General features: G+C 47.0%; 14 protein-coding genes. 3 read left to right on the forward strand and 11 right to left on the reverse strand.

Annotated elements, in window-relative coordinates:
* Positions 1–12 precede the first annotated feature (12 nt).
* The 3 genes from rpsR to dnaB all read left to right on the forward strand — a co-directional run bounded on the left by rpsR (position 13) and on the right by dnaB (position 3271).
* Positions 13–285, forward strand: a complete 273-nt coding sequence (rpsR, locus tag ICN49_RS02860; protein WP_096672288.1) for a 30S ribosomal protein S18 — start codon at positions 13–15, stop codon at positions 283–285.
* 13 nt (positions 286–298) lie between these two features.
* The gene (rplI, locus tag ICN49_RS02865) at positions 299–751 is read left to right on the forward strand and encodes a 50S ribosomal protein L9 (protein WP_216165612.1); all 453 of its coding nucleotides are present in this window, start codon (positions 299–301) and stop codon (positions 749–751) included.
* Between the two features lie 69 nt (positions 752–820).
* Positions 821–3271, forward strand: a complete 2451-nt coding sequence (dnaB, locus tag ICN49_RS02870) for a replicative DNA helicase (protein WP_255535381.1) — start codon at positions 821–823, stop codon at positions 3269–3271.
* 88 nt (positions 3272–3359) lie between these two features.
* On the opposite strand, the gene ICN49_RS02875 is transcribed toward dnaB, so the two are convergent.
* The 11 genes from ICN49_RS02875 to ICN49_RS02925 all read right to left on the reverse strand — a co-directional run bounded on the left by ICN49_RS02875 (position 3360) and on the right by ICN49_RS02925 (position 13830).
* Positions 3360–3635 (reverse strand): hypothetical protein, encoded by a 276-nt coding sequence (locus ICN49_RS02875; RefSeq protein WP_216165614.1) that lies wholly within the window; start codon positions 3633–3635, stop codon positions 3360–3362.
* A gap of 114 nt (positions 3636–3749) precedes the next feature.
* A complete protein-coding gene (locus ICN49_RS02880) occupies positions 3750–4331 on the reverse strand; it encodes a C40 family peptidase (RefSeq protein WP_439650840.1) in 582 nt (193 codons plus the stop codon).
* Positions 4261–5928, reverse strand: coding sequence for a PhoH family protein (locus ICN49_RS02885; RefSeq protein WP_216165616.1), 1668 nt, complete (start codon positions 5926–5928; stop codon positions 4261–4263). The genes ICN49_RS02880 and ICN49_RS02885 overlap by 71 nt, the downstream gene beginning before the upstream one ends.
* 235 nt (positions 5929–6163) lie before the next feature.
* Positions 6164–6631 carry a peroxiredoxin gene (locus ICN49_RS02890; RefSeq protein WP_216165618.1) on the reverse strand — a complete coding sequence of 156 codons (468 nt, stop codon included), beginning with the start codon at positions 6629–6631 and terminating at the stop codon, positions 6164–6166.
* Positions 6632–6672: 41 nt separating this feature from the next.
* The gene (locus tag ICN49_RS02895; protein ID WP_216165620.1) at positions 6673–7590 is read right to left on the reverse strand and encodes a polysaccharide deacetylase family protein; all 918 of its coding nucleotides are present in this window, start codon (positions 7588–7590) and stop codon (positions 6673–6675) included.
* 12 nt (positions 7591–7602) lie between these two features.
* Positions 7603–8649, reverse strand: coding sequence for a bifunctional UDP-4-keto-pentose/UDP-xylose synthase (locus tag ICN49_RS02900; protein WP_216165622.1), 1047 nt, complete (start codon positions 8647–8649; stop codon positions 7603–7605).
* A 55-nt stretch (positions 8650–8704) separates the two neighbouring features.
* On the reverse strand, positions 8705–9577 hold the full coding sequence (locus ICN49_RS02905; protein WP_216165624.1) for a formyltransferase: 873 nt from the start codon (positions 9575–9577) through the stop codon (positions 8705–8707).
* Positions 9578–10540: a glycosyltransferase gene (locus tag ICN49_RS02910; RefSeq protein ID WP_216165625.1), complete on the reverse strand. Its 963-nt coding sequence runs from the start codon at positions 10538–10540 to the stop codon at positions 9578–9580.
* A gap of 49 nt (positions 10541–10589) precedes the next feature.
* Positions 10590–11750 (reverse strand): DegT/DnrJ/EryC1/StrS family aminotransferase, encoded by a 1161-nt coding sequence (locus tag ICN49_RS02915; protein ID WP_216165627.1) that lies wholly within the window; start codon positions 11748–11750, stop codon positions 10590–10592.
* An 8-nt stretch (positions 11751–11758) separates the two neighbouring features.
* Positions 11759–13453 carry an ArnT family glycosyltransferase gene (locus tag ICN49_RS02920; RefSeq protein ID WP_216165629.1) on the reverse strand — a complete coding sequence of 565 codons (1695 nt, stop codon included), beginning with the start codon at positions 13451–13453 and terminating at the stop codon, positions 11759–11761.
* The gene (locus ICN49_RS02925) at positions 13444–13830 is read right to left on the reverse strand and encodes an Mth938-like domain-containing protein (protein ID WP_216165631.1); all 387 of its coding nucleotides are present in this window, start codon (positions 13828–13830) and stop codon (positions 13444–13446) included. The genes ICN49_RS02920 and ICN49_RS02925 overlap by 10 nt, the downstream gene beginning before the upstream one ends.
* Between the last annotated feature and the right edge of the window lie 4 nt (positions 13831–13834).

Here is a 13834-nt window from a genome sequence, read left to right on the forward strand (position 1 = left end):
GAGGAAATCATCATGGCGTTTGGAAAGAAACCCGATTTCAAAAAGAAACCAGCTCAGAACCCATTGTTCAAGCGTAAGCGTTATTGCCGTTTCACTGTTGCTGGCGTAGAACAGATTGATTACAAAGATGTCGATACATTGAAGGATTTTGTTGGCGAAAACGCCAAGATCACTCCTGCTCGTTTGACAGGCACAAAAGCTAAGTATCAGCGTCAGTTAGACACCGCTATCAAGCGTGCTCGTTTCCTGGCTCTGTTGCCGTTCTCTGACCAACACAAGAAATAATTGGGAGCCCTCAATGCAAATCATTCTTTTAGAAAAAGTAACAAATTTGGGCAACCTCGGCGACGTAGTACGCGTTAAAGACGGTTTCGCTCGTAACTTCTTAATCCCGCAACGCAAAGCGCGTCGTGCAACTGAAGCGGCTATTGCAGACTTCGCAACTCGTCGTGCTGAGTTGGAAAAGTTGGCTGCTGAGAAATTAGCTGCTGCTGAAGCTGTTGGTGCGAAGTTGAAGGACCTGGTTCTCGAAATCGGTCAAAAAGCGGGTGTTGACGGTCGTTTGTTTGGTTCTGTAACCAACCATGACATCGCTGATGCTTTGAAAGCAAAAGGCTTTGTGATTGAAAAAGCTTCTGTGCGCCTGCCTACTGGCCCATTAAAAATGGTTGGTGACCACCCTGTAGCGGTTGCTGTTCATACCGATGTAGTGGTGGATATCACTATTCGTGTAGTTGGCGAGCAAGCTTAAGTTTTAAAACTGTAAACTAGCCTCATGGCTGAATCCCGTTCACGTTCCGTTACGCTGAATCCCGGCATGATGGGTTCTGGGGATGCAGTCGTGCAGGCTTTAAAAGTTCCACCGCATTCTGTAGAAGCCGAGCAATCTCTGCTCGGCGGTCTACTGATCGATAACGCTGCCTGGGATCGCCTGGGTGGAGTGTTAACTGACAAAGATTTCTATCGTCCTGAACATGCATTGATCTATAAGGTCATTCAGCGTTTAGTTGGCGACAATCATCCTGCTGACGTCATTACTGTTCATGAGGCTGTTAAGTCCGAACAGGGTGGTGATTTGGTTGGCATTGATTACCTCAATTCCTTAGCGCAAAGTACGCCAAGTGCGGCGAACATCAAAGGCTATGCCGACATTGTTCGTGATCGCAGCATTTTGCGTCGCTTGATTGAAGTTTCAGACAATATTGTGAACTCTGCATTCGTGCCAGAAGGTCGTTCAGTCAGAACGCTTTTGGATGAAGCTGAATCACGCATTTTGCAAATTGGTGAAGAGGGTAGCCGCAAAGCTGACTACCTTGAGATTGAACCGCTGCTGAGAACGGTTGTTGCTCGTATCGATGAGCTCTATAACCGTCAAGGTGGCAGCGACATCACTGGTATTGCCACTGGTTTTATTGATTTGGATAAGCAGACTAGCGGATTGCAAAAAGGCGACTTAGTCATTGTTGCTGGAAGACCCTCGATGGGCAAAGCGCAGCCGCTTGATGCAAAGATTAAAACCAATGATGGCTGGAAATTAATGGGCGATTTGCAGATAGGCGATCGCTTGGCATCGGTAGACGATCAGCACTCCATTGTTACTGGCATTTATCCTCAAGGCCTAAAGCAAATCTACAAGGTTACTTTTTCAGATGGTCGGCAAGCGGAGTGTTGTGACGAGCATTTATGGCGCGTAATGTATCGCGATTGGTCAGAGCCGAGAGTGATCAATACTGTGCGTTTAATCGAAATGCTTTCTTGTGTCCGCTACAAAAATCGCCTGTGGATAGATCCTGTCTCGGGTGATTTTGGCCATTCAAATGAATTGCCAATCAACCCTTGGGTACTGGGCGCTCTTTTGGGAGATGGCACTTTAGCCTTATCTCACGGTAGTGTTTCATTTTCGACTAACTCTTCTGAGTCGTTGGAACGGATGAATGCGCTGGCTGGATACGAGATGGAATTGGTTCATGCTGGCGCCTATGACTGGAGGCTTGTTTCAAAAGCCAGAATTGCTGTTAATGGTCGAAAATCTGCAGTAACAACCAATTACTTCAGGGCTGCATTAGATGACTTAGGCGTATTGGGTTGCAGGAGTTTTGATAAATTTATTCCCGCACAATACTTAGAATCAGATAAAGCCTCTCGCTTAGCCTTATTTCAGGGTTTAATGGATACGGATGGATGGATTGAAAAATGGGGCTCGATTCGCTTCTGTTCCGTGAGCCAGCAATTAGCAGAAGATGTTGCTTCTTTAGCAAGATCCTTGGGCGGTTTTTGCTCAATCGCCACTAAAAATACTTCATATACCTACAAAGGTGAACGCAAGCAAGGTCGACTAGCTTATGTTTTAAATATGAGCTTTAAAGCTGGTTTTGATGCGTTTACATTGACTGAGAAAAAAGAACGATTAAGAAGTCATTGGGATCGCCAGCGCAGGATAACCTTTAAGAGCATCGAAGCTTCGAGGGTTGCCAACGCACAATGCATTTCAGTTAGCCACCCTCAAAGAACTTATGTAACGAACGATTATGTTGTTACTCATAACACTGCCTTCGCGCTGAACATTGCTGAGAATGTTGCTTTGGCTGAAGGTTTGCCAGTCGTTGTCTTCTCTATGGAAATGTCGGGTGAGCAGTTAGCATCTCGTTTGCTAGGTTCAGTAGGGCGTGTAGATCAAAGTCGTATGCGTACCGGTAAATTACAAGATGATGAGTGGCCGCGTGTTACTGATGCGATTGCTAGATTAAGCAATACCCAAATTTTGATTGATGAGACTGGTGCTCTTTCAAGTTTAGAGTTGCGTGCAAGAGCGCGTCGTATCGCCCGAAACTTTGGTGGCACGCTTGGTTTGGTTGTGATCGACTATTTGCAGTTGATGAGTGGCTCTGGTTCGGAAAATCGCGCAACAGAAATTTCCGAGATCTCACGTTCATTAAAGTCCCTCGCAAAAGAATTGCAGTGCCCAGTAGTTGCTTTGTCCCAATTAAATCGCGGTCTAGAACAACGTCCTAACAAGCGCCCCATCATGTCTGACTTGCGTGAGTCGGGCGCGATCGAGCAAGATGCCGATTTGATCATGTTCATCTATCGTGATGAGGTGTATCACCCAGATACGACTACTGATAAAGGCATGGCTGAGATCATCATTGGTAAACAGCGTAACGGTCCGATTGGTACAGTGCGCTTAAGTTGGCAGGGACCATATACCAAGTTTGATAACTTAGCGATGGGATCGGTTGGATACTCTTCAGGTGGTTACGAGCCGTTCTAAAAGGTAATCCATCAAACACAGATTAAGAATGAATAAATAAAAAGCCTCGCATTGCGAGGCTTTTTTAATGCAGCTGAGTAAATAGATATTACTTGCCGCCTTCACACTTCTTGATGGAGGCTGCCTTGGCGGCACCATAGAGCGGTTTGCCATCTTTGCTAACCGCTTTGGCTTCGCAACCTAAATCTGGTTTTGCATCACCCAGACATTTTTTAACGGAAGCATCTTTAGCTGCGCCATAAATTGGCTTACCGTCCTTGCTAACCGCTTTTGCTTCACACTCGGATTGAGTAAACGCAAAGGATGATGCTGAAAAACTGAGTGCAATGCCGATAACGCTTAAAGCAATAATGATTTTCTTCATGTGACATTCTCCTTTAGTGAAATAGGCGAAGTGCCCAGTTTCCTTACGTTAATGTAACCAAAACTAGAACAGTTTGGTACTTGGTGTTAACTCTATGTGCCCTTCAGCGTGCTACTAAGGCGTAAATCTTCTCGCCTCAGTAAATCTAGCGGCCCAGTAAGGGTTCTCGATTTGCTCTAGACGTACGGTGCCACCAGCACTTGGGGCATGTACAAATCTGCCTTGGCCTACATAGATGCCAGCATGGGAGTATTTTTCGCCAGTGGTGTTAAAAAATAGGAGATCACCTGGGGCGGGAGGCTGATTCTCAATACTCCTCCCTCTGGCGCTCATGAGTTGTATGGTGCGAGGCAACCTGATACCAGCTGCTTTGTTATAGACATAAACGATCAGCCCGCTGCAATCAAAGCCACCCTTTGGGGTATTGCCACCATAGACATAGGGAACGCCTACGAGACCTACTGCCGCAATAGAAACATCTTCTGTACCGACTGTAGTGTCTTGCTTAAATTGGACAACCTTGCTGGCGTTCGATTTTGAGCTAAATGTGTTACACCCAGAAAGCGCAAGAAGGGCGCAAATAAAAATGCCGCACCCCATGAGAGTGCGGCATGTAAGAGCTTGCTTAGAGTGCGTCGGCTGCATGATCCGCAAGACGTGAACGCTCACCACGGGCAAGCGTGACATGTCCACCATGACGCCAGCCTTTAAAGCGATCCACTACATAAGTGAGGCCTGAAGAGCCTTCCGTTAAGTAAGGTGTATCGATCTGCGCAATATTGCCAAGACAAATAATCTTTGTTCCGGGGCCTGCACGAGTGACAAGGGTTTTCATTTGCTTTGGTGTTAAGTTTTGCGCTTCATCAATGATCACATACTTGCTCACAAAAGTTCTGCCACGCATGAAGTTCATGCTCTTCACTTTAATGCGTGAACGAATGAGTTCTTGCGTTGCTGCGCGACCCCACTCACCAGCATTGTCCTCATTGCGATGAAGCACTTCTAAGTTATCATCAAATGCACCCATCCAAGGCTGCATCTTCTCTTCTTCAGTACCAGGCAAGAAGCCAATATCTTCACCAACAGGAACGGTTGCACGGGTAATAATGATCTCGTTATAGCGCTTACTATCAAGCACTTGCTCCAAGCCCGCAGCCAGAGCCAGTAAGGTTTTTCCGGTACCTGCTTGACCTAAGAGTGTGACAAAGTCGACATCCGGGTTCATCAATAAATTCATCGCAAAGTTTTGTTCGCGATTACGTGCCGTCACACTCCAGACATTATTTTTCTGGTGCGAGAAGTCTCTCAAGGTTTGCAAGAGGGCAGTCTTGCCGTTGATTTCTCGAACTTGGGCATAGAAAGGGGTCGAGCCATCCGGATTTTCTTGATAGACGAATTGATTAATCAACATGCTAGGAACACTTGGTCCTGTAACTCTGTAGAACATGGTGCCGGATTTGCTATCGGCCCAGCTCTCCATTGCCTTGCCATGTTTTGGCCAAAAATCTGCCGGTAAGCTCATGACGCCCGAGTACATCAGGTCGCGATCTTCTAATACCTGATCATTGAAATAATCTTCAGCAGGTAAGCCTAAGGCGCGCGCCTTAATACGCATATTGATATCTTTAGATACCAACACCACTTCTTGACCTTTGCGCGTCTGTTGTAGCTCGCTAACCACAGCCAAAATCATGTTGTCACCCTTGCCTTCAGGCAGGCCTTCGGGGAGGGCCTGGGTGGTCAGTTTGGTTTGAAAGAAAAGGCGTCCTGATACATCCTGATTGCCTAACTTGTTGAGGGGGATGCCTTCGTCTAATGAGCCGCTAGTCCCAGCCACTAGTTGATCTAAGGATCTGCTAACGGTACGAGCATTACGGGCAACCTCGGTCATGCCTTTCTTATGATTGTCCAACTCTTCGAGTGTGGTCATCGGCAAGAATAGGTCATGTTCGGAGAAGCGGAACAGAGAGCTTGGATCGTGCATCAACACATTGGTGTCAAGGACAAATAAGCTTGGAGGACCAGTGCGAATGACGCGCTTTGGTTTCTCTGGGATGTTCAGTGATTTGCCATCAGTTTTATCAGTGCGAGCAGGGCGACGATCTGCCTTAATTTTTTCGAGAGCTACTTCAGCTGCAGAGAGATCTTCTTGAGTATCGTTAGTCCAATCAGCAGCATGATTTTCCATTACAACTGGTTTTGCTAGGGCAGGGCGTTTCTTTAAATCTGGCGTATGTTTTTGGCCTAATTTAACTTGGTCAGCAATTTGAGTTGGGATGGGGGGCAATGGCATGCAGACTCTCCTAAAAGAAAAAACCGTCAGGCAGAGAGCTTTGACGGTTTGTGATGAAACTGGTTTTCAAGCGGTTATTGGTAAAACGAAGGGGGTTGCTCGCCGTGCCTGCTGTATATCCAGGCTCTTGAATCAAACGGATTGTTAGTCTTTCCCGTCGGTTACGGTGCATATGACTTTACTTTACCCCAAATTTTGGGCTTTGCAAGCACCTAGCCAAAAATTATTAAAAAAATTAACTAATGGCTTGGGCGGCTTGTAATACCTCTGTCACATGGCCTGCTACCTTAAGTCCGCGCCACTCTTTTGCCAGTTTGCCAGAGGAGTCAAAAAGGAAGGTGCTGCGTTCTACACCGCGCACTTGCTTGCCATACATATTTTTCATTTTCATGACGCCAAAGAGTTGGCATAACTTCTCTTCGGTATCGGCCACCAATTCAAATGGCAACTCTAATTTGCTACGGAAGTTGTCATGGGATTTGAGGCTATCTCGTGATACTCCCACGATCAAGGTATTCGCCTTAGTGAAGGCTTCAATGTTATCGCGGAACTCTCCGGATTCAGCAGTGCATCCAGGAGTCATGTCTTTTGGATAAAAGTAAATAACCAATTTCTTGCCTTGGGCAGAAGCTGGTGTAAATGTTAGGCCTGATGTCGCAGGAATTGCACACTCCGGAATAGATTGTCCGATAGCTACTGTCATGATGATCCCTTTAATAAATGAATGTCTCTACTGCTTATTGCTTAATGATTCTGCACAATCAACTCACCGCTGCGGTTTGCTATTTCACCCCAGCTCACGGGTAATACCGCTATTTTATCGAGTTGTTTGGTGATATCCCAAGATTGGTGTAATTGACCCATGGTGACCAAGTCATGACCTTGATTTAGCCAGCCTATTAGCAGCTGCTCAAAGGCTGGCAGGAGCTTTTGGCCCTCTAGTTCAGCATGCAATGTAAAGACTTGGTCGTTTGGGTTGCTTTGGGTAATTTCTAGGAGCTTTTTGACTGCCCCGAATTCATCAGCACCATCTATGCCAATAAGTTCATCAAAAGTCGGGAGGGTAGTTGGGTATTGGACGTGTTTAGCCTTCCCAGAAGGAAGTGCTAAGCGGTAAGGCATGAGGTTGGCTTCAGCGCGGCCATCGGATGAGTATTTCATGCCCCATTGATCGAGTTGCTCAAACGCTGCTTCATTCATTTGCCACCCAGCCGCACCGTAAGTGGCTGGTGGATGTCCAAAGATTTCTACAAAGCGATCCCAAGACTTTTGCATCTGGGCTTTTGTCCATACGGCATCCTTGGTACGTACGGCATCTTGCCATGCCACATGGTCCCAAGTATGAATACCGGTTTCATGACCAGCCTGGTCAATCGCACGCATTTCTGTTGCAGCCTTTTTACCAATATCCGGTCCAGGAAGGAGTACGCCATATAGCAATGTTTTGATGCCGTAATGCTCGACAACGGAAGTGCGACTGACCTTCTTCAAAAACCCCGGACGAAAGACCCGCTTGAGAGCCCATCCAGTGTGATCGGGGCCAAGGCTAAATAAGAAGCTAGCCTTTAGGCCAAAGCGCTCCAGAGTGCGAGCTAAATTGGGAACACCTTCTTGGGTGCCGCGTAAGGTATCAACGTCTACCTTGAGTGCGATCTTTGCCATGAACCTCGGAGCTTATTCTTTGTCGACTAGGTGACGTGCTTTTTCAACATCCTCACGATAGGCTTCAAAAATATTCTTGAGCGCATCGGTCATGGTAGTTGTTGGCTTCCAGCCTAATTCCTGCATAGTGTTATCAATGGCAGGAACGCGGTTCTGTACGTCTTGATAACCTTCACCATAGTAAGCGCCTGAAGTTGTTTCTTGAATCTTCACTTGGTTAGCAGTCTTTGCATACTCCGGAATGCTTCTAGCAATCTCTAACATCTGCGTAGCGAGATCACGCACAGAGTGATTGTTGATTGGATTGCCAATGTTGTAGATCTTGCCGTCAGCGATACCATCTTTGTTATCAATAATCTTCATCAAAGCATCAATGCCATCATCAATATAAGTAAAGGCACGTTTTTGAGCGCCGCCATCCACCAAGTTGATTGGCTCACCGCGAACAATATGGCCCAAGAACTGGGTCACTACGCGTGAAGAACCCTCTTTTGGTGTGTAGATACTGTCAAGTCCAGGCCCAATCCAGTTAAATGGGCGAAAGAGGGTAAAACGTAGACCTTCCATGCCGTAACCCCAAATGACGCGATCCATTAATTGCTTAGAGCAGGCATAGATCCAGCGTGGCTTGTTGATTGGCCCGTAAACCATATTCGATGCTGCAGGATCAAATTCACCATCTTCACACATGCCATAGACTTCGGATGTAGATGGGAATACCAAATGTTTTTTGTATTTCACGGCTGAGCGAACGATGGGAAGATTCGCTTCAAAGTCGAGTTCAAATACTTTTAATGGCTGCTGTACATAAGTAGCTGGAGTAGCGATTGCTACCAAGGGCAAAATCACATCACATTTGCGGATGTGGTATTCAACCCATTCTTTGTTGATGGTGATGTCACCTTCAAAGAAGTGCATACGTGGATGCTTAACCAAATCACCTAAGCGATCGTTTTGCATATCCATGCCATAGACATCCCAATCGGTCGTCTCCAAAATGCGCTTTGAAAGGTGATGGCCAATGAAGCCATTAACGCCAAGAATGAGTACTTTTTTCATCTTTACTGCCTCGTTTTAATCTAATGAGTATGTTGCTAGTTCGTTGCTGAATTCGTTACTGAGTTGGCTGCAGGAACCATTCTAAAATTTCAACTACCTGGTGGTCGCCGCAAATGCCGAATACCCGATTATCAACCACTTGGATGCCCAGTGCCCCGAGATCGAGATTGTCTGGAAAGGGTCCTTTGAGGGTGGAGCGCGCCACAATCATCTTCCGACCCTGATTTTCGGTAAATGCGCCTGGATACGGGGGTGCTACGGCGCGCACAAGGTCGTGGACCTGTTTGGCAGTTTGTTCCCAATGAATGCGCCCATCTTCCGGTTTGCGACCGCCAAAATAGCTCCCTTTACTCAGCGCATTCGGCTTTTTGGGAACTCGCCCTTGAATGAGTTCTGGGAGCGCTTGGTGGATGACCTCGACAGCAGCTTTGCTGACCTTGCCAAAGACATCGGTGGCGGTTTCATCTGGCCCAATGGTGACTGCGGATTGACCAACAATGTCGCCTGCGTCAGGCTTGACCTCCATGATATGCAGGGTGGCACCAGTTTGAGTTTCTCCGTGAAGAATGGCCCAGTTCACTGGAGCGCGACCACGATATTTAGGTAGAAGGGAGCCGTGCATATTGAGAGCGGCAATCTTGGCACAAGCAAGTAGCTCGGCCGGAATCATATGGCGATAGTAGAACGAGAAAAGATAGTCTGGTGCTAGCTTCCGAATTCTAGGAATAAGTCCCGTCAACTCGCTTGCTGTTGGGGTGAGGTAGGGAATCTGTTGATCTTCACAGAGTTTGGCAACACTACCAAACCACACATTTTCATTGGGATCATCTTGATGGGTTAATACCAAATCAATCTGAATACCGGCACCGATCAAGGCCTTTAAGCAATTGACGCCTACGTCATGATAGGCAAAGACGACTGCGTGCAATTATTTTTTCTCTAAAACAGTTTGCACCACATAGCGTGGACGTTGTCTGACTTGTTGGTAGATGCGGCCAATGTATTCACCTAGTAAACCGAGCCCAAAGAGCATCACGCCAATGAGGAAGAAGGTAAGCGCGAAAAGTGTAAACACACCCTCAACTTCAGCTCCTAATACAAAGCGGCGTATCAGCAAGTAGACAAACAGGCTTCCCGCAGCTAAAGATAAAAGCATCCCGAGTGCAGAGAAGATCTGCAGCGGCATGACCGAGAAGCCGGTCACCAAGTCAAAGTTCAAACGAATCAGTTGATACAAGCTGTATTTAGATTCACCAGCAAAGCGCTCCTCGTGTTTGACAGTGATTTCAGTTGGGTTGGCAGCGAAGGTATAGGCCAGTGCCGGAATAAAAGTATTGCTTTCATCACATTGACGTACCAGGTCTACGATGCGGCGACTATAGCCACGCAACATACAGCCTTGGTCGGTCATGGTGATGTGGGTAATGCTTTGGCGCAGTTGATTCATAGCGCGTGAGGCAAATTTTCTGAAGAAGCTATCGCGACGATTTGCGCGGATAGTGCCCACGTAATCATGACCCTTTAATAACTCATTTGTCAGAGCATCAATCTCTTCAGGAGGGTTTTGCAAATCCGCATCGAGCGTGATGATGTATTCGCCACGAGCGTATTCAAAGCCGGCCATGATGGCCATATGCTGACCAAAGTTACTGTGAAACAGTACCGCACGAGTAACGTCTGGGCGCAGCTCAACTTGTTTTGCTAATAATCCAGCGGAGCGATCTTTGCTGCCATCATTCACAAAGACTACTTCGTAACTAATATTGCGTTTTGCTGCCAAAGTATCTAGCGCTGGATAGAGGCGATCAAACAGCGCCTGAAGTCCATCTTCCTCGTTGTAAACAGGAATAACGATGCTAAGCGTTGGGGTAGCGGCTAAATTGGCAGTCATGGTGCAATTTTGCCTGATCTTACTGATCAAGCCTATTTATTGTGTATAGCTAGTTTTTACGGTGTTTTTTCAGGATGCCACATAAGCCCTGGGCGATACGAGGCACATCCCCATCAGTCATTCCAGGAAAGAGGGGGAGGGTCAAAATAGAGCGGCCGATACGTTCCGCGGTCGGAGTATCAATGGCTTGGTATCCTAAATTCTTGTAGAGGGTAAAGCCAGTAATAGCGGGGTAATGTACGCCGGTACCAATACCCAAGTCTTTAAGTGCGGTCATCACTTGGGCGCGATCTACATTGAGTTGGTCTAGTGGCAGGATGATTTGAAACATATGCCAATTACTCTCTGTGAAATTCTCAGGAGGTAGTTCTAATTGAAGATCTTCGATGCCAGCGGATTTCATTTCAGCGCGAATGACATCAAAGTACTGACGCGCTAAATTGCTTCTACGGGTTTGAAACGCAGGAAGCTGTTTGAGTTGATGAAGACCAATGACCGCATTAACATCAGTCAAATTATCTTTACCACCGAGCACGTCTACATCCATGCCATCCATGCCTTGGCGGGTTAAGCCTTGCAAGCGAAATTTCTCGGCAAGCTTTGCTTCATCCAGATTATTAAAAACCAAGCAACCACCTTCAACCGTAGAGAGGTTTTTGTTGGCCTGAAAGCTAAAGCTCACTAGATCCCCAATGGCGCCAATCTTTTGGCCTTTCCACTGCGAGCCAAAGGCTTGCGCAGCATCTTCAACCACCCGCAAATTGTGTTGCTTGGCTAGCGCATAAAGTTGATCCATGTCTACAGGCAAGCCAGCCAAATAGACCGGCATGATGGCACGTGTCTTAGGGGTAATGGCAGCGCTCACTTTACTCAGATCAATATTGCGAGTGATTGGATCAATATCCACGAATACCGGTTTTGCTCCGACACCTAAAATGACATTGGAAGTAGCGACCCAAGAAATTGGAGTGGTAATGACTTCATCGCCTTCATCGATACCCAGTACTTGAAGAGCAATCTTCATGGTAGCAGTGCCGTTGGCAAAGCAGCGCACAGGACGTCCGCCAAAATATTCACTTAATGCGGCTTCAAATTCAGCGAGCTTAGGACCAGAGGTCACCCAACCCGAACGAAGTACTTCGCCAACGGCATCAATCGTTGCTTGATCGAAGCTGGGTCGAGTAAAAGGAATGAATGGCAGTGCTGACATAGATGGCCTTATTGTTTTGTGGGGCTTGCTGTATCTGGGTGCTTCACAATGACTCTGCGCGAGTCTCTGCCGATCTCTTGCATTGGCAGGCCTTGTTTTTGTAACTCAATGTATTGCTCTGGAACCATGAGGGCATATGCGGTGTCATCCTCTTTCCAGCGCGCGGTAAATGCCTCGAGAGTTGGCATCCATAACTGAGGCTCTTGTTGCACGCCAAACTCGAGTTCATCTGGAGATGCCACCATGATCATGGTTTTACCTAAATAGAAGGGAACTGTATGGTCCAAAATATTCACGGAATAGAAGTTCACCTTTTCTGGGATGTCTACTTTTACTTGTTCGACTAAATCTATTCCTGATACGGCGCGACCGAGAGTTTCGTGACCAGTGCCGGCGATGATGGCGCACAGAAAAAAGCCTCCAGCAAAACTCGTGAGGCTGAGTAGCCCGTTGCGTTTACTTTTCCATGCGGCCAATAAGCTAAAGATTATCAGGGCTACTAATGCTGCAATGATCCACAGGGTGTACTGCGCATACGCAATGATTTCATCAGGTCTTGCTTGTCGGCTAATTTCTGAGAGGAAGAAGAAACCAACTGCTCCCAAGACCGCAAAAGCAAGTACTTGCAATCTCCAATCCAATCCAAGTGAGTTGTGTTCGCCCAGGAGTTGATCAAGTCGGGCTCCAATCAGTATTGCCAACGCTGGGAAAATCGGAATAATGTAACCCGGTAACTTAGAGTGTGAAACGCTAAAGAATGCGAAGATCACGACAGACCAACACACCAATAACCAGCTACTGGAGAACCCACGCCAGCGCTCACCCCATGCTTTAGCCATAGCTCCTGGCAGCTGTAATACCCAAGGCAGCAAACCAATCATCAGGAGGGGGGCAAAATAATAAATAGGACCTGTTCGACTGTGAGCATCTTGTGTGAAGCGTTGCAAATGTTCGTGAATAAAAAAGAATTCTAAAAATTCAGGATTGCGTTGCGACACCAAAACAAACCATGGCGCAGAGATGATGAGGAAAATAATAGCGCCACTTAAAAGATGCAGACGTTTCCAAATCTTCCAATCCCAATTGGTCAATGAGTAAGCAATAAACACCATGGCTGGAATAGCTGCACCAATCAGACCTTTGGATAGCGTCGCTAGCGCCATGAAACCCCAGCAAAGCCACATCCAATGACGCGTAGACGATTTACTTTGTGGGGACTGCGCTAACAATAGACTGCACAGCGCCGCCACTAAAAATGCTGACAGACCCATGTCCAGGGAGTTCATGTGCCCACTGATGACCCACATAGGGCTGGATGCCAAAACGACTGCGGATAAAAATCCTGCTCGTGCGCCATATAACTTGGCACTGGTAAGGCCGATGGCAATGATGGTTAAAAATCCAGTCAGCGCAGTCCATAGTCTGGCTTGCCAATCCCCAATACCGAATGCTTTGAAAGCAATGGCAGTAGCCCACACTTGCAGTGGTGGTTTCTCAAAATATTTATAGCCGTTGTAACGCGGAGTGACCCAGTCGCCCGTGACTAACATCTCGCGCGCGATTTCTGCATAACGTCCTTCATCCGAAGGAATTAAATGCCGGTAATTTAAAGTGCCAAACCAGAGGAGCGCATAAACCAAAGCCAGCAGGAGAATCTTGCTGGGGTTTAAGAGGTTCAACTGCTTGGTTTGGCCTAATTGCATTCGTTGGCTTCCACAATCAGGGCTAATAAGACTTGCCGACCTTCACCAACCAATATGTTGTATGTCCGGCAGGCTGCCTGAGAGTTCATGATCTCAAACCCAATCTTGGCTGCAATGAGGGCTTTTAGGAGTTCTGGCTTGGGAAAGCGCTGTTTAACGCCTGTGCCAATCAGGATTAATTCTGGCTTTAGAGCAAGCATTTGCTCAAAATGGCCCGGTTCTAGGGCTTCAAATGCCTTGACGGGCCATTCTGAGATAGCCCCGTCTGAGCTAATCAAGACTGCGTGTCTATAGGGAGTCTTATTGATCTCGACGTAGCCGTCACCATAGCCGGTGATCGTATTGGCTCCGGAATGGGGGTCAGATTGAAGCTTCACATGC

It is taken from the genome of Polynucleobacter finlandensis, from assembly GCF_018881755.1.
Taxonomy (GTDB): domain Bacteria; phylum Pseudomonadota; class Gammaproteobacteria; order Burkholderiales; family Burkholderiaceae; genus Polynucleobacter; species Polynucleobacter finlandensis.